Origin of the sequence: Bradyrhizobium sp. DOA9, assembly GCF_000617845.2 — a bacterium.
GTDB lineage: Bacteria > Pseudomonadota > Alphaproteobacteria > Rhizobiales > Xanthobacteraceae > Bradyrhizobium.
Genome location: NZ_DF820425.1, coordinates 1235302 through 1253382 on the forward strand (window position 1 = coordinate 1235302; position 18081 = coordinate 1253382).

General features: G+C 65.6%; 19 protein-coding genes. 10 read left to right on the plus strand and 9 right to left on the minus strand.

Annotated features, from left to right (window positions below):
- Positions 1-6: 6 nt before the first annotated feature.
- The 4 genes from BDOA9_RS05700 to BDOA9_RS05715 all read right to left on the minus strand — a co-directional run bounded on the left by BDOA9_RS05700 (position 7) and on the right by BDOA9_RS05715 (position 4185).
- Positions 7-1020 carry an IS5 family transposase gene (locus BDOA9_RS05700; RefSeq protein WP_025032985.1) on the minus strand — a complete coding sequence of 338 codons (1014 nt, stop codon included), beginning with the start codon at positions 1018-1020 and terminating at the stop codon, positions 7-9.
- A gap of 121 nt (positions 1021-1141) precedes the next feature.
- Positions 1142-1882 carry an SDR family oxidoreductase gene (locus BDOA9_RS05705; protein ID WP_025032986.1) on the minus strand — a complete coding sequence of 247 codons (741 nt, stop codon included), beginning with the start codon at positions 1880-1882 and terminating at the stop codon, positions 1142-1144.
- A gap of 3 nt (positions 1883-1885) precedes the next feature.
- On the minus strand, positions 1886-3211 hold the full coding sequence (locus tag BDOA9_RS05710; RefSeq protein ID WP_025032987.1) for an FAD-binding oxidoreductase: 1326 nt from the start codon (positions 3209-3211) through the stop codon (positions 1886-1888).
- Positions 3212-3378: 167 nt separating this feature from the next.
- The gene (locus BDOA9_RS05715) at positions 3379-4185 is read right to left on the minus strand and encodes an undecaprenyl-diphosphate phosphatase (RefSeq protein WP_025032988.1); all 807 of its coding nucleotides are present in this window, start codon (positions 4183-4185) and stop codon (positions 3379-3381) included.
- Positions 4186-4354: 169 nt separating this feature from the next.
- Between BDOA9_RS05715 and BDOA9_RS05720 the strand changes: the two genes are divergently transcribed.
- Genes BDOA9_RS05720 through BDOA9_RS05730 form a run of 3 tightly spaced genes read left to right on the plus strand, consistent with a single transcriptional unit; the run spans position 4355 to position 7005 of the window.
- Entirely contained in the window at positions 4355-5047 is a 693-nt protein-coding gene (locus BDOA9_RS05720) for a glutathione S-transferase family protein (protein WP_025032989.1), read from the plus strand.
- Entirely contained in the window at positions 4996-6171 is a 1176-nt protein-coding gene (gene queG / locus BDOA9_RS05725) for a tRNA epoxyqueuosine(34) reductase QueG (protein WP_025032990.1), read from the plus strand. The genes BDOA9_RS05720 and queG overlap by 52 nt, the downstream gene beginning before the upstream one ends.
- Before the next feature lie 36 nt (positions 6172-6207).
- Positions 6208-7005 (plus strand): acyl-CoA thioesterase domain-containing protein, encoded by a 798-nt coding sequence (locus tag BDOA9_RS05730; RefSeq protein ID WP_025032991.1) that lies wholly within the window; start codon positions 6208-6210, stop codon positions 7003-7005.
- Between the two features lie 53 nt (positions 7006-7058).
- Here the strand turns inward: BDOA9_RS05730 and BDOA9_RS05735 are convergent, their stop codons facing one another.
- Together BDOA9_RS05735 and BDOA9_RS05740 are read right to left on the minus strand one after the other, a co-directional pair.
- The gene (locus tag BDOA9_RS05735; RefSeq protein WP_025032992.1) at positions 7059-7526 is read right to left on the minus strand and encodes a nuclear transport factor 2 family protein; all 468 of its coding nucleotides are present in this window, start codon (positions 7524-7526) and stop codon (positions 7059-7061) included.
- Between the two features lie 142 nt (positions 7527-7668).
- On the minus strand, positions 7669-8457 hold the full coding sequence (locus BDOA9_RS05740; RefSeq protein ID WP_025032993.1) for an alpha/beta hydrolase: 789 nt from the start codon (positions 8455-8457) through the stop codon (positions 7669-7671).
- A gap of 251 nt (positions 8458-8708) precedes the next feature.
- On the opposite strand from BDOA9_RS05740, the gene infC reads away from it, so the two are divergent.
- A complete protein-coding gene (gene infC / locus BDOA9_RS05745; protein WP_082847910.1) occupies positions 8709-9248 on the plus strand; it encodes a translation initiation factor IF-3 in 540 nt (179 codons plus the stop codon).
- A gap of 65 nt (positions 9249-9313) precedes the next feature.
- Here infC and BDOA9_RS05750 read toward each other — a convergent pair whose 3' ends face one another.
- Entirely contained in the window at positions 9314-9709 is a 396-nt protein-coding gene (locus tag BDOA9_RS05750) for a hypothetical protein (RefSeq protein ID WP_025032995.1), read from the minus strand.
- 275 nt (positions 9710-9984) lie between these two features.
- Here BDOA9_RS05750 and rpmI point away from each other — a divergent pair, with 275 nt between their 5' ends.
- The 5 genes from rpmI (at position 9985) to BDOA9_RS05775 (ending at position 15106) form a co-directional block, all read left to right on the plus strand.
- Positions 9985-10185 (plus strand): 50S ribosomal protein L35, encoded by a 201-nt coding sequence (gene rpmI / locus BDOA9_RS05755; protein WP_008539890.1) that lies wholly within the window; start codon positions 9985-9987, stop codon positions 10183-10185.
- A gap of 89 nt (positions 10186-10274) precedes the next feature.
- On the plus strand, positions 10275-10634 hold the full coding sequence (gene rplT, locus BDOA9_RS05760) for a 50S ribosomal protein L20 (RefSeq protein ID WP_008143961.1): 360 nt from the start codon (positions 10275-10277) through the stop codon (positions 10632-10634).
- Positions 10635-10851: 217 nt separating this feature from the next.
- The gene (pheS, locus tag BDOA9_RS05765; protein ID WP_025032996.1) at positions 10852-11934 is read left to right on the plus strand and encodes a phenylalanine--tRNA ligase subunit alpha; all 1083 of its coding nucleotides are present in this window, start codon (positions 10852-10854) and stop codon (positions 11932-11934) included.
- Entirely contained in the window at positions 11931-14339 is a 2409-nt protein-coding gene (pheT, locus tag BDOA9_RS05770; RefSeq protein WP_025032997.1) for a phenylalanine--tRNA ligase subunit beta, read from the plus strand. Before pheS ends, pheT begins: the two co-directional genes overlap by 4 nt.
- Positions 14336-15106: a sulfite exporter TauE/SafE family protein gene (locus BDOA9_RS05775; RefSeq protein ID WP_025032998.1), complete on the plus strand. Its 771-nt coding sequence runs from the start codon at positions 14336-14338 to the stop codon at positions 15104-15106. Before pheT ends, BDOA9_RS05775 begins: the two co-directional genes overlap by 4 nt.
- Here the strand turns inward: BDOA9_RS05775 and BDOA9_RS05780 are convergent, their stop codons facing one another.
- Entirely contained in the window at positions 15107-16495 is a 1389-nt protein-coding gene (locus BDOA9_RS05780) for a flavin monoamine oxidase family protein (protein WP_025032999.1), read from the minus strand. It abuts the gene before it with no gap.
- Between the two features lie 189 nt (positions 16496-16684).
- Between BDOA9_RS05780 and BDOA9_RS05785 the strand changes: the two genes are divergently transcribed.
- The gene (locus BDOA9_RS05785) at positions 16685-17641 is read left to right on the plus strand and encodes a YiiX/YebB-like N1pC/P60 family cysteine hydrolase (protein WP_025033000.1); all 957 of its coding nucleotides are present in this window, start codon (positions 16685-16687) and stop codon (positions 17639-17641) included.
- Positions 17642-17783: 142 nt separating this feature from the next.
- Here the strand turns inward: BDOA9_RS05785 and BDOA9_RS05790 are convergent, their stop codons facing one another.
- The gene (locus BDOA9_RS05790; RefSeq protein WP_025033001.1) at positions 17784-18059 is read right to left on the minus strand and encodes a metal-sensitive transcriptional regulator; all 276 of its coding nucleotides are present in this window, start codon (positions 18057-18059) and stop codon (positions 17784-17786) included.
- Between the last annotated feature and the right edge of the window lie 22 nt (positions 18060-18081).

An 18081-nucleotide genomic window follows, 5' to 3' on the forward strand; every position in this document is an offset into this window, starting at 1 on the left:
TGGTGGTCACGCTGCGGCTCCTATCGGGCACAGCACCGCCCATCGTTTGAGGTTCATGGCGAGGCAGATCAGGCGCAGATGCGTCTGATTGCGCGCCAAACCCAGATAGCGAGCGCGCGCCCAGCGGTAGCTGCCCTTGAGGCGCGCGAAGACCTGCTCGACCGGTGCGCGGCGCTTTCCCACGGCATTGTTGAAGCGCTTCTGCCGCTCGGTGAGCGGATGATGCTTGTTCGGCCGGAACATCAGCCTCGGCTTGATTCCTCGCGCGGCGAGCCCGCTGCGGCGCTTGTGCTTGTCATAGGCTTGGTCGGCATAGACCGCCTTCTCATCACCACAGACCAACTCGTCGGCGGGCACCGTGTCGTTGACCGCAGCGTCGGTCAGCTTGCTGCGGCGGACGATGGCCGAACTCTGATCCATGCCGATATGGGCTTTGTAGCCGAAGTACCGCTTGCCGCCCTTCTTGGTCCAGCGTGCATCTGGATCGCGCTTGCTGTTGACCAGCTTGCTCGGTTCACGGCCGTCCGGGCCGGGCGGCTGCGGGTCCTCTGGCGGCTTCGGCGGCTTTACTGCTGCCGAGATCAGGCTCGCATCGATCAATGTGCCCCGGCGCAGCACCAGCCCGCGTGCGTCGATCTGATGCAGGATCTCGGCGAACAGCTTCTCGTCCAGACCGGCTCGCTGCAAAGCCTCGCGGAATCGCCAGATCGTCGTGTGGTCAGGCGTCTCGTCGCTCAGCACAAAGCCGCAGAAGGCTCGGAACGAGGCCCGGTCGTCGAGCGCTTCCTCGAGCGCCGGATCGGAAAGCCCATACCATTGCTGCAGCAGCAGCGCCTTGAACAGCACCAGTCGCGGATAGGGCGGAGGGCCACGCTCCGGCTCCGGAAGACCACCCAGCACTCTTTCCACAGCCGCCCAGTCGACCAGTTCGCCAATCCGCTTCAGCACCGCGTTACCCTTCCCTCGCCGCGATACCAGCGCGTCCGCGAAGCTCGGTTGCCCAACCTCTCGATATGCCATCCGAATCCGCCTCCACCACAGGCCCTAGAGAATCGCAAATCCTCCTCTTGTGCAAAGCTCTCGCAAGCGGGGGAGGGAGCGCACCACCGGGCGCGGTTACAGCCCCGCTCCTGCAAGGGCGTCAAAACCTCAGCTTCTTGAACACCGCTTCCGGCAGCGTCTTGATGATCAGCATCACGAGGCGCCATTTTGCGCTGACATAGACGATGTCGGTCTTGCTCTCGACGGCGCGAAGGATCGCAGCGCCGACGACGGAGGCTTCGACGGTGAGCGGGCCGATCAGCTTCATGCCTTCCGTCATCCTGGTGCGGACGAAGCCTGGCTTGACCGTGACGACGTGAACGCTGCCCCGGCTGGCGCGGGCGCGCAGGCCGGACAGGAAGGCGGAGAAGCCGGCCTTGGCCGAGCCATAGACATAGTTGGAGGCGCGGCCGCGATCGCCGGCGACCGAGGACACGCCGACCAGCGTGCCGCTGCCGCGATTCAAGAATTTCTCCGCGAACAGCCCGAGGATCAGCGAGGGACCTTCGTAGTTGGAACGCATGATCGCGGTGGCGTGGGCGAGATCGCTCTCGGCCTGTTGCTGCATACCGAGCAGGCCGACGATCGAGACGACGACATCGGGCAGCGCAGGAAGGCCCGCGACGAAGCCCTCGAACGAGGCGGTGTCGAGCACGTCGAATGTGTGAAGACCAGCCTCGACATTGTAGCGCGCGCGCAGATCGGCGGCATCAGGCTCCAGCGCGGCGATATCGCGGCCGGCGAGCCCCACATCGTATCCCGCTCTGGCAAAGGCGCGCGCCGCGGCGCGGCCGATGTCGGATGAGCCGCCCAGAACCAGTACAGACTTGCGCGACGTCACGGCCTAGACCTCATCAAACAGGCGTTGTGAAAGCTTGGAGCGGATGTTGCCGGCAGGGTCGAGCGCTTTGCGGATCGCGTTGAAGCGCTGCAGGGCGGGATAGCCGGCTTCGAGCGTCGCGCGCGACTGGCGGGCATCCTTGGCGAGATAGAGCCTCCCGCCGGCCGCGACGACGAGACGGTCGATCTCGTCGAGAAAATTCAGGATGTCGCCCCGCACGGGGAAATCCAGCGCCAGCGTGTAGCCGGGCAGCGGAAACGACAGGATGCCCTCGCCCTGGCCGAGCTTCTTCAGCACCGCGAGGAAGGAGGCATCGCCGCGCCGCGCCACGCGATCGAGGATCTCGCCGAGCACGGCGCGCGCGCCGTTCTCTGGGATCACGCATTGATGCTGCAGGAAGCCGCGCTTGCCGTAGATGCGATTCCAGTCGGCAATGCTGTCGAGCGGAAAGAAATAAGGATAGAGCGAGACCACGTGGCTGCCGCCGGCGCGGCGCGCGCCCATGCGGTAATACAGCTCGTTGAACGCGCGAATGCCAAAGCGGTTCAGCGTCATCGAGGGCAGATCGACGGGCACGCCGAGGCCGGGATGCTTGCCGGCGGGGAACGCCGCGGCGCCGGCAGGCAGCTCGTCCTTGCCGGCGGGCTCGCCGAGATAGATCAGCGCGCGGCCGAGATCCCTGCCGCGGGCGGCGCAGTCGATCCACGCCACCGAATAGGTCGCGGCATCGCCGGCATCGAGCGCGCGCATCGCCGCGTCGAGATCCGACGCCGAGATCACGCGCTCGCGGATCCACCCCGTTTCGACCTTGCGCAGCCGCATCGTCGCTTCGAGGATGACCCCGGTCAGGCCCATGCCGCCGATCGTCGCAAAGAAGGCGTCGGAGTTCTGCTCGCGCGAGGCTTCGATCAATTCGCCCGCGCCCGTGCGCAGCAGGATGGCGTCGACGTAGCGGCCGAAGCCGCCTTCGCAATGGTGGTTCTTGCCGTGCACGTCGGCGGCGATGGCGCCGCCGATCGACACGAAGCGCGTGCCGGGCAGCACGAAGGGCAAAAAGCCGCGCGGGCCGAAGGTCTCGATCAGGTCCGAGAGCAGCACGCCGGCCTCGAGGCGGGTGCAGCCAGCCGCCGGATCGAACCACCTGATGCGGTCGAAACCCGTCATCGCGACCGTCCTGGCGACGCCGATCGCGGCATCGCCATAGGCACGGCCATTGCCGCGCGCGACGGTGCCGGACACCATGGCTTCACCTACGGCCTCGAACGACCGCGGCCGCAGCATCTCGGTATCGACGACCGGGAAGCGCCCCCAGCCGCTGACGAGGGTCATGGCTCAGCTCCTGCGCCGGGCGCGCCGCCTGGCTTGGGAAACTGAGTACCGATCAAAACCTTATATTGCGTTGAAAGCGCGGAGCCATCCGGAGGCTCGATGCCCACCTCTCCCCGGCGGGAGAGGTGAACCGAGAACCCCGGTCAGCATTGTCCGATCAGAGATGCCTACCGGCCCAGCGCCAGCGCGATCAGGCCGAGGGTGCCGACGATGACGCGCCACCAGGCGAACAGCACGAAGCCGTGGCGGGTGACGTAGGTCAGGAACGTCTTCACCACGATGATCGCGGTGATGAACGACACCACGAAGCCGATCACGACGATGTTGATGTGGTCCATCGTCATCTCGGCGCGGCTCTTGTAGAAGTCATAGGCGAACGCGCCGATCATGGTGGGAATCGCCAGGAAGAACGAGAACTCCGCCGCCGCGCGCTTGTCGGCGCCCAAGAGCATCGCAGCGACGATGCTGGCGCCGGAGCGCGACACGCCCGGGATCATCGCCACGCACTGCGCAATGCCGATATAGAGATACATCAGGAGCGGAAACCTGGTGGCGTCGTGCTCGCGCGGCTTGAGCTCGAGCTTGTCGACCCAGAGCAGGACGGCGCCGCCGACGATCAGCGTGAAGCAGATGACCCACGGATTGAACAGCATGAGCTTGATGTATTTGCCGGCGAGGAGGCCGACGATCACGGCCGGCAGGAACGCCACCAGCACGCCGATCACGAAGCGGCGCGCATAGGCATCGCCCGTGAACAGGCCGATCACGACGTCCCACAGCTTCCTGAAATACAGCCCGACGATCGCGAGAATCGCGCCCAGCTGGATCAGGACTGTAAACGAATCCCAGAACGCGCCTTCGCCGAGATGGAAGAAGCGCTCCGCAAGCAGGAGATGGCCGGTCGAGGATACGGGAAGGAACTCGGTCACGCCCTCGATGATGCCGAGGATCACTGCCCGTATTGCGTCTGACATATTTACGGTCCATTTCGGCTGGAAAAGCGGGGCTCTTCTCGCCTATTCGACCCCATGCCGCAATCGCAAAATGCCACATCACGCCCTTGCTTCGCGGTTTTGAAGGGCTAGTGTGGCGCCGCACAAACATTGATGGATTCTTAAGCACCATCAAATAGTCAAAGGCTTCATGTTTACGCTGTTTCATCATCCGTTCTGTCCGCATTCGCGCTTTATCCGCCTGATCGCGGGCGAATACGGGCTCGACCTGAAGCTGATCGAAGAGCGCAGCTGGGAGCGGCGCGAGGCGTTTCTGCTGCTCAATGCGGCCGGCACCACGCCTGTGCTGGTGGACGAGGAACAGCCGCCGATCCCGGGCGCGGCCATCATCGCCGAATATGTCGACGAGGCCTATGGCGCAGGGATGGGGGCCAAGCGCCTGATGCCCGAGACCACCTTCGAGCGCGTCGAAGTGCGCCGGCTGATGGCCTGGTTCAACGAAAAGTTCTTCGAGGAAGTCTCGCACCCGCTCGTCACCGAGCGCATCTACAAGCGCTTCATGAGCGAGGAGAACGGCGGCGGGCCGCCTTCGGCCGACGTGATGCGCGCAGCGAAAGCCAACGTGCGCTATCATCTGGCCTATATCGGCTGGCTGGCACAGACGCGTAACTTCCTGGCCGGCGACCGGATCACTTACGCGGATCTCGCCGCCGCGGCGCATCTTTCGGCGATCGACTATCTGGGCGACGTGCCATGGAGCGAGGACGACGCAGCAAAGGCGTGGTACGCGCGGGTGAAATCCCGCCCGTCGTTCCGTCCGCTCCTGAGCGAATGGCTGGCCGGCGTGCCGGCGTCGCGGACCTACGTGGACCTGGATTTCTGAGCCTTGACCCGACTGAACTGAAGGCGGCGCTGGCGCGCGAAGCGCACGCGCTCGGCTTCGACTGCATCGGCGTCACCGCGCCGGGCACGATCGAAAGTGCCGGAAAACACTTCCTCGACTTCATCGCCTCGGGCGGCCATGGCGACATGGATTGGCTCGCGAACCAGCCGGAGCGCCGCGTCGATCCGCGCGGGCTGTGGGCCGACGTGCGCAGCGTGATCATGCTCGGCGTCAATTACGGTCCCGACACCGATCCACTCGCGGTCCTGAAGCAGCGCACGCGCGCTGCGATCTCGGTCTATGCGCAAGGCGACGATTATCACGACCTGATCAAGAAGCGGCTGAAGGCGTTGGCGCGCTGGCTGGTCGCGGCCGCGCCGAGCGAGGTGAAAGTGTTCGTCGACACGGCGGCCGTGATGGAGAAGCCCTTAGCGCAGACCGCCGGCCTCGGCTGGCAGGGCAAGCACACCAACCTCGTCTCGCGCGAGTTCGGCTCGTGGCTGTTTCTCGGAGCGATCTACACCACGCTCGATCTGCCGCGCGACGAGCCCGAGATCGATCATTGCGGCTCGTGCCGGGCCTGTCTCGACATCTGTCCAACCGCGGCGTTCCCGGCACCCTACAAGCTCGATGCGCGGCGCTGCATCTCGTATCTCACAATCGAGAACAAGGGCCCGATCCCGCGCGAGTTTCGCAAAAGCATCGGCAACCGCATCTATGGCTGCGACGATTGCCTCGCGGCGTGCCCTTGGAACAAATTCGCGCAAGAGGGGCGCGAGGCCAAGCTCGCCGCGCGCGACGAATTGCGCGCGCCTTCGCTCGCTGAGCTCGCGCGGCTCGACGATGCCGCGTTTCGCGCGCTGTTCACGAAGTCGCCGGTCAAGCGCATCGGACGCGACCGATTCTTGCGGAATGTGCTGATTGCGATCGGCAACTCCGGGGACGCCGCGCTGGCAGACGAAGCGCGGCGATTGCTCGACGATGCAAGCCCGCTGGTGCGCGGCGCGGCGGTGTGGGCGCTGGGGCAGTTGCTGGCGCGGGAAGAATTTCAGACGATGAAGTCTGCTGCTGCGAGCAACGAGCACGACGACAGTGTGCGTGAGGAGTGGCGGGCTGCTTCCTGACTTGATTTCCCCACGCATTCCCGCAATCTCGCGCGCATGACAAACATGCCTTTCTTCACCCGCGACGGCGACACATTCCATCCGACGGAAGTCGCGAGCGGTCCATGGGACCCGAAATCGCTGCACGGGCGCGTCATCGTCGGCCTGCTCGGCTTCGTCATCGAGGAGCGCCATTCCGGGCCCGAATTCGTGCCGGCGCGGCTCACGGTCGACATGTTCCGGCTGCCGACCATCGACAAGCCGATTCACGTGACGACGCGGCTGGTGCGCGACGGCATGCGCATCCGCGTGGTGGAAGCGGAGTTCTTTTCCGGCGGCATCAGCATGGCGCGCGCCTCGTGCCAGTTGCTGCGCAAGACGCAAAATCCCGATGGCAATGTCTGGTCGCCGCCGAACTGGGACGCACCGAAGCCGGCCGAGATCCCCAAGCCCACCGATCCCAGGCTCGGCATGAACGGAAAATGGGCGACGCGCCCGATCGTCGGCCATATGGGCTCGCTCGGCCCGCGCCGGCTCTGGATGAGCGAGGTGCGCGAGCTCGTCGCGGGCGTGGCGATGACGCCGTTCGTGCATGTCGCAACCGGCGCCGATTTCGCCAGCCCGTTCGCCAATGCCGGCGACCAGGGGCTCGGCTATATCAACAGCGACGTCACGATCTATCTGCACCGACTGCCGGTCACGGAATGGATCGGCTTCGAGGTGGTGAACCACCACGCCACCGACGGCGTCGCGATCGGCGAATGCTGGCTCTATGACGAACAGGGCCCGATCGGCACCGCGACGGTGGCCGCGCTCGCGCAGCGCAAGCCGATGGCGAACCCGTCGAAACGGTAGCTCACCGCCGTCATTCCGGGCTCGCGCCAAGTGGCGCGCCCCGGAATGACGACCTAATCCAAATGCCGCTGCATCTCCGGCCGCGCCTTGAGCTCGGCGCCCTGCCTGGCGGCGATCTTGGCGATCCGCTCCGGCGCAAACTTCAAATCGACGAACGCCGGCGCGGTGTTGGCGACCTCGTGATAGCTCGCGATCCTGCCGTCGCTCAGCGTCATGATCGCAACGCCCTCGAACATCGCCCGCGCGCCGTTCGCTTCCGGCAATGTCGATTTGTAGCTGAAGGTATAGCGCGCATAGAGCGTGGTGCCGTCGGTGACGGGATCGTGCATGTCCCAGCGGAAATCCGTCGCCGTGCGATAGAACCAGTCGTCGATCATCGCGGCGATCGTCGCGCGGCCGGCGAAGGCGCCGTAGAAGACGTCGTGATAGACGCCGTCCTCGGTGAACAGCGCGGCGAAGGCTTTGCCGTTGCGCTGCTCGACGGCGTCGCAGAAGGCGCGCAGCATGGCGGTGGTGGTCATTGGCGTTGCCTCCATCCCCGTTCCCCGTCATGCCCCGCGAAGGCGCATCCAGTACGCCGAGCCTCTCGGTTAAATCATCACGGCCGCGGCGTACTGGATCGTCCGCCTTCGCGGACGATGACACCGATTGTTTAGAGACACTTCACCCGATCTCCGCCACCGCGGCAAGAATGCGCGCGATGTCCTGCGGGCGGGACAGGCGATGGTCACCGTCCTGGATCATGGTCAGCACGACGTCGTCGGCCGGCAGGCGATGGGTCAGCGCGAACGCGTGCTGCCAGGGCACATCAGGGTCCTTCGCGCCTTGCAGGATGCGGACGGGGCAGCCGAGGTCGATGGCGCTGCCGAGCACGAGGTGATTGCGACCCTCCTCGATCAGGTTCCGCGTGATCGGATAGGGCGAGCCGTCGCCATATTCCGACGGCCGCAGCCAGAAGCCCTTGGTCTCGATCTCTTTCTTCACCGCGGGCGGGAAATTCTTCCACATCAGCTCTTCGGTGAAATCGGGCGCCGGCGCGATCAGCACCAGGCCTGCGAGCGATGCTTTGCCGGCACGCTTCCTGATCTCGCGCGCGAGCAGCAGCGCCATCCAGCCGCCCATGGAGGAGCCGATCAGGATTTGCGGGCCGTCACAGAAGCGTTCGAACACTGCAACACTGTCCTCGAGCCAGCTGCCGATGGTTCCATTGGCGAAATCGCCGCCGGATTCGCCGTGACCGGAATAGTCGAACCGGACGATTGCGCGGCCGTGCTCGTGGGCCCAGGCATCCAGCGCCACGGCCTTGCCGCCCTGCATGTCCGACTTGAATCCGCCCAGCCAGACCAGGCCGGGACCTTTTCCGGGACGGCGGCGCACCGCGATCCTGCGTGCGGACGGCCCTTCGCTCACATCGATGAACTCAAGCGCGGCATCGGGAATTGCGTCGGTCATGGAACGTTTACTCTGGCTGTGCGGTTTGAGCTGTCCGGACCTGTTCCGAAGGCACGACCGGCATCGCTATTGGTCCTTTGGGACGCTTGCGGAACAGAGGCAAGGTGTCTATGTCGGTCAGCGTGCCGAGGGCCGTGACCAAAATGCCTCGCATTTGACGGTTTTTCGACTGCGGTACGAGCGAATTGCTTGCCGGCAAACGCATCTTCCTTCAAAATAGCCGCTTCTTTCACAACTTTGGAGAACCACCCATTCGCCGTCCTAATAAAGCTCCGCCCGCTGCCAGCAAAGACGGGCCGCGCATCAATGATGATATCCGCAATGCGCAGATCCAGCTGATCGACCAGACCGGTGACAACAAAGGCACGGTCGAGACAGTCGTCGCCATCCGGATGGCCCAGGAAGCTGGCATGGATCTGGTCGAGATTTCCCCGAACGTCAGTCCTCCCGTCTGCAAGATCATGGACTACGGGAAGTACAAGTATTCCGCCCAGAAGAAAGCCGCGGAAGCCCGCAAGCGGCAGAAGACCGTCGAGATCAAGGAGATCAAGCTCCGCCCGATGATCGACGATCACGATTACGACGTGAAGATGCGCGCGATGCAGCGCTTCTTCGAGGAGGGCGACAAGGTCAAGATCACGCTGCGCTATCGCGGCCGCGAAATGGCGCACCAGGAGATCGGCACCAAGCTGCTCGACAAGATCAAGACCGACGTCGCCGAGCTCGCCAAGGTCGAGCAGGACGCGCGGTTCGAAGGTCGCCAGGTCGTGATGGTGCTGGCGCCGCGCTGACGCGCAACGCTTTGGGACTTGAGAATTCAACGGCCCGTCCGGATCCCCGGCGGGCCGTTTGTGTGTCAGCTCCGCGTCGCCTGCCAGGTGCCGCTGCACTGGTCGCCGGAAATGATGCCCCTCCACGAGCCGGCGCCGTTCACACCGGCGAGCCGGCCGCCGCCGCTGGCGTGGGATGCGCCGACGGAGACCTGGACGGCGACGGCGCCGGAACGGTTGACCCGGCCCGAGACCCGGCCGCCGCCGGCGGAGGAGACGCGGGTGCCTGTCACGGTGAAGGGAACGCTGTAGCCCGAGCTGCAATTGCCGCGGGTGGTGGCGAAGGTGACGTTCCAGATGCCGTCATAACCGCCGGCGCGGGCGTCGGCGGTTTGTGGCGGCGCAGCCGCGGCGAGCACGGCGAACAGCGCCAGAGGGCGCGGGCGGACGAATGAAATCAGAAGTTGCGGGAAGTGAGCCATTTTGGACCTGCTTCAGGCGAGAAGGCTTGGACATGAGGGGTGGCAACCTCCAATAGTCGGCGAGCCGGTTTCGGCGGTTCATCGTTGCCAATTGGCCTGTCCTCTGTCATAAGCCCAGCCTTCATCGCCCGGCTGATTTACGGGCTGCCGTGGCGGTGTCTCGTGCGGGTTTCGCGCTTGGTCGCAAAACCTGAGCACAATCAACGCTCTAACGAGCAATTTTGACGGTCCAGCCGCCTTCGCGGGCGGATCTCTGTGGCCATTAGGAGAGCCAAATGCCCAAACTGAAGACCAAATCGGGCGCTAAAAAGCGCTTCAAGGTGACTGCCACCGGCAAAGTGATGCACGCCCAGCGCGGCAAGCGTCACGGCATGATCAAGCGGACGAAGAAGCAGATCCGTCAGCTCCGCGGCACGCGCGTGCTGTTCAAGACCGACGGCGACAACGTCAAGAAGTACTTCTTGCCGAACGCCTGATCGCGTCCAAGAACGTCGAAGATCATTGCCATCCCTGCCGCGCCCGCGCGGCGATCCGATAACCAAAGTCATCTCTGAAGGATTTCGTCATGTCTCGCGTCAAACGCGGTGTGACCGCCCACGCCAAGCACAAGAAAGTCTACAAGGCCGCCAAGGGCTTCTACGGCCGCCGCAAGAACACCATCCGCGCCGCCAAGCCGGCGGTGGAGAAGGCCCAGCAATACGCCTTCCGCGACCGCAAGCGTAAGAAGCGCACCTTCCGCGCGCTCTGGATCCAGCGCATCAACGCTGCCGTCCGTCCGTTCGGCCTGACCTACAGCAAGTTTATCGACGGCATGGCCAAGTCGGGCATCACCGTGGACCGCAAGGTGCTGTCGGATCTCGCGATCAGCGAGCCTGCGGCGTTCCAGGCGATCGCCGAGAAGGCCAAGGCCGCGCTGGCGGCGTAAGCCGCCCCACTCACTGCGCGACTTGCGCAGCGTTCAGCTTCTGATGGCCGGGCACAGGCGCGCGTCGCGCTTTCATCGCCCCGGCCGTCATCTCTCGCGCATACACTTCTCCGACGTGGATGCCCGGCGAATCTAACGCGAAGACGCGCTTCGCGCTTTTGACCGGGCGTGACGGGCTAGGATCATCGGCTCAGCATCCTGGCCAAAAGGGATTGCCATGACCGATCTTGCCCAGCTCCAAGCCCAGATCATCGCCGACATCGCCGCGGCTGCCGACGAGGCTGCGCTAGAGGCCGTGCGCGTCGCGGCCCTCGGCAAGAAGGGCTCGATCTCGGCGCTGCTCGCCACGCTCGGCAAGATGTCGCCGGACGAGCGCAAGACGCAGGGCGCGGCGATCAACCAGGCCAAGGACGAGGTCACCCAGGCGCTCGCCGCTCGGCGCGACGTGCTGAAGTCGGCGGCGCTCGATGCGCGGCTGGCGTCCGAGACCGTCGACGTCACCCTGCCGCTGCGCGATGCGCCGGCTGAGGCCGGCCGCATCCATCCGCTGAGCCAGGTCTGGGACGAGCTCACCACGATCTTCGCCGACATGGGCTTCTCGGTGGCCGAAGGCCCCGACATCGAGACCGACGACTACAACTTTACCAAGCTGAATTTTCCGGAAGGCCATCCGGCGCGCGAGATGCACGACACGTTCTTCTTCCATCCGAAGGAGGACGGCTCGCGCATGCTGCTGCGAACCCACACCTCGCCGGTGCAGGTGCGCACCATGCTGAGCCAGAAGCCGCCGATCCGCGTGATCTGCCCGGGCCGCACCTATCGCATCGATTCGGACGCGACCCACACGCCGCAATTCCACCAGGTCGAGGGCCTCGTCATCGACAAGACCTCGCATCTCGGCCACCTCAAATGGATCCTGCACGAGTTCTGCAAGGCGTTCTTCGAGGTCGACCACATCAACATGCGCTTCCGCCCGTCGTTCTTCCCGTTCACCGAGCCGTCGCTGGAAGTCGACATCCAGTGCCGCCGCGACAAGGGCGAGATCCGCTTCGGCGAGGGCGAGGACTGGCTCGAGATCCTCGGCTGCGGCATGGTGCATCCGAACGTGCTGCGCGCCTGCGGCATCGATCCCGACGAGTACCAGGGCTTCGCCTGGGGCATGGGCATCGACCGCATCGCCATGCTGAAATACGGCATCGCCGACCTGCGCCAGCTGTTCGACAGCGACGTCCGCTGGCTGTCCCATTACGGCTTCAAGCCGCTCGAAGTGCCAACGCTCGCGGGAGGGCTGAGCTCATGAAATTCACCCTCTCCTGGCTGAAGGACCATCTCGAGACCGACGAGCCGCTTGAGCGGCTCGCCGACAAGCTCACCATGATCGGGCTCGAGGTCGAGAACATCGAGGACAAGGCGAAGGCGCTGAAGCCTTTCACCATCGCGAAGGTGATCTCGGCCGAGCAGCATCCGAACGCGGATCGCCTGCGGGTCTGCATGGTCGACACCGGCGACGGCGGTGCGCCCGTGCAGGTCGTGTGCGGGGCGCCGAATGCGCGGACGGGTCTCGTCAGCGTGTTCTCGCCGCCCGGCACCTACATTCCCGGCAAGGACATCACGCTCGGAATCGGCACCATCCGCGGCGTCGAGAGCCGCGGCATGCTGTGCTCGGCGGCCGAGCTCCAGATCTCCAACGACCATGACGGCATCATGGAATTGCCGGCGGACGCGCCGATCGGCGCTGCTTACGCCGAGTGGGCCGGCCTCGGCGATCCCGTGATCGAGATCAATCTGACGCCGAACCGGCAGGACTGCACCGGCGTGCACGGCATCGCGCGCGACCTCGCCGCCGCCGACATGGGCAAGTTCAAGGATCCGACCATCAAGCCGATCAAGGGCGAATTCCCCTGCCCCGTGAAGGTCACGGTCGAGGATGCAACGCTCTGCCCGGGTTTTGCGCTCCGCCTCGTGCGCGGCGTCAAGAACGGACCGTCGCCGGAATGGCTGCAGAAGCGGCTGACCGCGATCGGCCTGCGTCCGATCAACGCGCTGGTCGACATCACCAACTTCATGACCTACGACCGTGCGCGCCCGCTGCACGTGTTCGACGCCAGGAAGGTGAAGGGCAATCTCGTCGTGCGCCGCGCGCGCGACGGCGAGAGCCTGTTGGCGCTCGACGGCCGCACCTACAATCTCGATCCCGCCATTTGCGTGATCGCCGACGAGCACGGCGTCGAATCGCTCGCCGGCATCATGGGCGGCGAGGCCTCGGGCTGCGACGAGAACACGACCGACGTGCTGATCGAATCGGCGCTGTGGAACGAGATCAACATCGCCCAGACCGGCCGCAAGCTCGGCATCAATTCGGACGCGCGCTACCGCTTCGAGCGCGGCGTCGATCCGGCCTTCATGGTGCCCGGCATCGAGCTCGCGACCAAGCTGGTGATGGAGATGTGCGGCGGCACGCCGTCCGAGACATTCGTGGTCGGCAAGACCTTTGGCGATGATCGCCTGATCGAATTCCCGCTCACCGAGGTCAAGCGCCTCTCCGGCATCGAGGTGCCGCAGGTCGAGATGAAGCGCATCCTGACCCATCTCGGCTTCATGATGGCGGGTCCCGGCCCGGTGGTGAAGATCGCAGTGCCGTCGTGGCGCTCCGACGTGCACGGCAAGGCCGACATCGTCGAGGAAGTCGTCCGCATCTTCGGCGTCGACAAGGTGCCGATGACACCGTTCGAGCGCGGCGACGAGCCGCGCAAGCCGGTGCTGACGCCGCTGCAGCTGCGCACCCGCCGCGCCAGGCGCGCGCTCGCGAGCCGTGGCATGGTCGAAGCCGTGACCTGGTCGTTCATCGCCAAGCCTGCGGCCGAATTGTTCGGCGGCGGACAGCGCGAGCTCGAGGTGGCCAACCCGATCGCCTCGGATCTCTCCGACATGCGCCCGACCCTGCTCGCCGGCCTGATCGCGGCGGCGCAGGCCAATGCCGATCGCGGCTTCGGCGATGTCGCGCTGTTCGAGGTCGGCCAGGTCTTCAAGGGCGATCGCCCGCAGGACCAGTTCATGGCGGCGAGCGGCGTGCGCCGCGGCCTTGCTTCGTCCGAAGGCCTGGGACGGCACTGGACCGGCTCGGCGCAGGCCGATGTGTTCGACGCCAAGGCCGATGCGCTGGCGGTGCTGGCGGCCGCCGGCGCGCCGATGCAGGCGCTGCAGATCGTGGCGGGTGGGCCCGGCTGGCTGCATCCGGGCCGCTCCGGCACGATCCAGATCGGGCCGCAGAACGTGCTCGGCCATTTCGGCGAAGTGCACCCCAGGGCGCTCGAGGCACTCGGCGCCGACGGGCCGCTTGTCGTGTTCGAGATGATCCTCGACCGCATCCCCGAGGCGAAGAAGAAGCCGACGCGCGCAAAACCCTTGATCGAGCTCTCGGCGTTCCAGCCTGTTACGCGTGACTTCGCGTTCATCGTAGATCGCGCCGTCAAGGCCGGCGACATCGTCCGCGCTGCGCTGGGTGTCGACAAGAAGCTGATCACCGGCGTCAATGTCTTCGACGTCTACGAGGGCAAGGGCATCGACGAGGCCAAGAAGTCGATCGCGATCGCGGTCACGCTTCAGCCCCGCGAGAAAACACTGACCGATCAGGAGATCGAGGCTGTGGCGGCGAAGCTCGTGGCGGAGGTCACCAAGAAAACCGGCGGCACATTGCGGGGATGAGTCTCACCGACCTTCTCCCGAACGACGTCAGCCTTACCATTGCGGCGGCGCTCTGCGCCGTCGCTTTCGTTTCGGGCACCGCACGCGGCTTCTCCGGCTTCGGCTCCGCGCTGATCTTCATGCCGCTGGCGAGCAGCATCGCGGCGCCGCGGCTCGTTGCAGCCCTGCTTCTCGTCATCGACTTCGCCGCGGCCGCACCGCTGCTGCCGGACGCCTGGCGGAAGGCCGACCGCAAGGCCACGGCCGTGATCGTGCTGGGCGCGCTGATCGGCGTCCCCATCGGCACCTATTTCCTCAGCGTGCTCGAACCCGTCACCACGCGCTGGATCATCTCCTGCTTCGTCGCCGCGCTGTTGCTGCTGTTGCTGTCGGGCTGGCGCTATCGCGGCAAGGACCACGCCTTTCTGTCGGTCGGCATCGGCGGCCTCTCCGGCTTCTGCAGCGGGCTCGCGCAGACCGGCGGCCCGCCGATCGTCGGTTACTGGCTCGGCCGTCCGATCGCGCCGATCGTCGCGCGCGCCAACATCGTGCTGTTCTTCGGCGCCTCGGATTTCTTCTCGATGATCAGCTACGCGGCGACTGGCCTGATCAGCCGCGAATCGCTGGTGCTGTCGCTGATCGTCGGCCCGGTCTACGGCCTCGGCGTCGCCTTCGGCGCCTCGCTGTTCGGCCGCGCGAGCGAGAAGGTGTTTCGCGGCATCTGCTACGCGCTGATCACAATGGCGGTGGTCTTTGGGCTGCCGGCATTGGATGGGGTGTTGCGGTAACTACTGCCGCGGGGCCCTGCGCTTCTTGGTCGACTGCGTCGGCACGTCGGCCGGCTCGTCCTTCAGCGCGCCGATCTTGCGCAGCGCGGCATCGGCGGCGCGTTCGCCGCTTTCCCAGGCGCCGTCGACGGTGCCCCAGAGCGTCTCGTGGGTGGCTTCGCCAGCGAGGAACAGATTGCCGATCGGCTCGGCCAAGGTCTTTCGCGAGAGCTGACCGCCGGGCGAGGCGGCCGACATCGCGCCCATCACGTGGGGCGCTGCATTCCAGCGCGTGGCGCTGGTCTTTTGCACGGCGGACGCGGCCTCGCTGCCGAACAGCTTTGTGATCCACTCCCTGGCGAAAGCCACCATGGCCTTCTCGCCCTGCTCCGAGAGATCGCGGCCGAAGGAGCCGCCGACGTCGATCGAGCACAGCGAGGAGCCGCCGATATTGGCGAGCATCAGCGCCGTGCGGGTTGAATTGCTCTGCTCGACGAGGATGTCGTCGCGCGACAGGCCGAGCGGATTGCCCGGCAGCTGCAGCACGATGCGATCGTAGCTGCCGAGACTGAGCTTCGATGCCGCATCCAGCGTCCGCTTGGGAATGTCGGGGGCGAACTTGATCACGCCCGATGTCAGCACGTTGGTCGAGACCGTGACGATGGCGGCGCGCGCCGCGATCTTGCCGGACTGCGTCTCGACGCTGACGTCGCGGTTGCTCCAGGCGATACGGCTCGCCGCCGTGGACAGCGCCACCGGCGCCTGCTCCGCGAGCCTGGCGATCAGCGTGCCCAGACCCTGCCGGCAGGCGATCGCCGCGTTGCGGTCCTGCGCGCGTCCCTTGTCGATCGCGGACAGCTCCTTCAGGTCCTTGCCGGCGAAGCTCGCGCCCAGCATGAACTCGGCCGCGCCGGCCCAGTCACCGAGATCCTTCGGCAGCACGGACGCGCAGGAGGTATCGAGCTTGCCCCGCCCGGCCTCGTCGATGGCGCGGTTGGCGCGCACCAGGGCGGCCAGGAATTGCTCGGTCTCGCCCGCGCGGGCATTGCGGCGGCCGATGCGCATCTTCTGGCCCGAGGGCGCCGGCAGCACGTCCAGCCCGGCGCTGCGCGCCAGCCGGATCATCGGGTTGGTGTCGGGATTGTGCATCCAGCGCGCGCCGCGGTCGAACGGCGTGTCGAAGGTCGTGCTGTCGGTAATACAGCGGCCGCCGACTTGCGATGCGGCTTCCAACACGACGACCTTGCGGCCCGTTGCCAGGATACGCCGCGCCGCGGCAATTCCCGCAGCCCCCGCACCGATCACGACGATGTCGGCCTCGCGCGGCAGGGGCGCGGCGGATGCGCGCAGCACCGGCATCGCCGCAAGGGCCGCCGACGCCGAAAGGAAGCCGCGGCGCGTGATTGTCATGTCATGGTTTCCGGGGACTTGCAGCAAACGGGAACAGCCCGCGAACCTTGCCGTATCCGATGTTGCGCAGCAACCATCATGGTGAATCAATCATGCTTGATCTCACAGAGTGATGAACCGAATTGCAACACGTTTCGACCATGATAGAGAAGGGAAAAAGACGGCCGGAAAAGGCCGTGGGGGGTTGAGATGGGGACGGTCCTGGATTCTGTCGGCAAGGTGATTGCCGCGTACCTCTCGAAGGAGGTGCCGGGCTACGAGCCGTTCACGCCGAGCGACCCGGAGCATCTGCGCGGCATCATCGAGCCCGGCGACGTGCTGCTGGTCGAGGGCAACAACCGCATATCCGGCATCATCAAGTACCTGACGCAGTCGACCTGGTCGCATGCCGCGCTCTATGTCGGTCCGATCGAGGGGGCAGAGGAGCCGAGCGGCGAGCCGCATGTTCTGATCGAGGCCAATATCGGCGAAGGCGTCACCTCGGCGCCGCTGTCGAAATATTTCCCCTATCACACCCGCCTCTGCCGCCCGGTCGGGCTGTCCTATGAGGACCGCACCACGGTCTGCCGCTATGCGATCAACCGCATCGGCTTCGGCTACGACACCAAGAACATCGTCGACCTCATGCGCTACCTGTTTCCGCTGCCGGTGCCGCAGCGCTGGCGCCGGCGCATGATCGCGATCGGCTCGGGCGACCCGACCAAGATCATCTGCTCGGCGCTGATAGCGCAGGCCTTCGACGCCGTGCGCTACCCGATCCTGCCGAAGATCACCAAGGCCGGCAGCCGCGCCGCGCGGCGCGAGATCCTGCACATCCGCGATTCCTCGCTCTACATGCCTCGCGACTTCGACATCTCGCCCTATTTCGAGGTGGTCAAGCCCACCATCGTCAACGGATTCGACTACACCGCCCTGCACTGGGCCGACAAGCAGAAGCCGCTCGAGGAGGTAGCGGGCACTTTCAGTGTGTTTCCAGAAACGCTCGTGGCGCCGCCGCTCGTTCCTGAGGCGATTGACGAAGAGACGCCGGTTGAGATTCCGGCTGAAGAAGTGAGCGCGCAAGCCGGCGCGGCCTTCTCCGAACATTTCGTGCAGCTCAGCGAACTCGCGATCTATCGCGCGCGGGCGCGGGAGATGGCGGCGTAGGTTCGTCGTCGCGTAAAGTGGGCAAAGGCGCGCAGCGCCGTGCCCACGTTCTCGTGCGATCACTGACGGATGGTGGGCACGCTCTTCTCCACCGTCATTGCGAGGAGCGACGACGCAATGACGAAGGCAGAGAGAGCCCGTGCTACCGCTCCGCCCGCCCGATCACCGCCATCAGCTCCGCGATCTTGGCGCGCTGGTCGGCCTTGTCGCCGCTCGCGATGGCGTGCTCGACACAATGGGCAACGTGATCCTTCAGGACCTCTTCCTCGACCCGGCGCAACGCGGCGCGCACCGCCGCGATTTGCGTCACGATGTCGATGCAGTAGCGGTCTTCCTCTACCATTTTCGAGAGACCACGAACCTGGCCCTCGATCCGGCCGAGACGTTTTCCGACGGATGCCTTGATGTCCTTGCGCATGGGGCCTATATACCCCTACCGG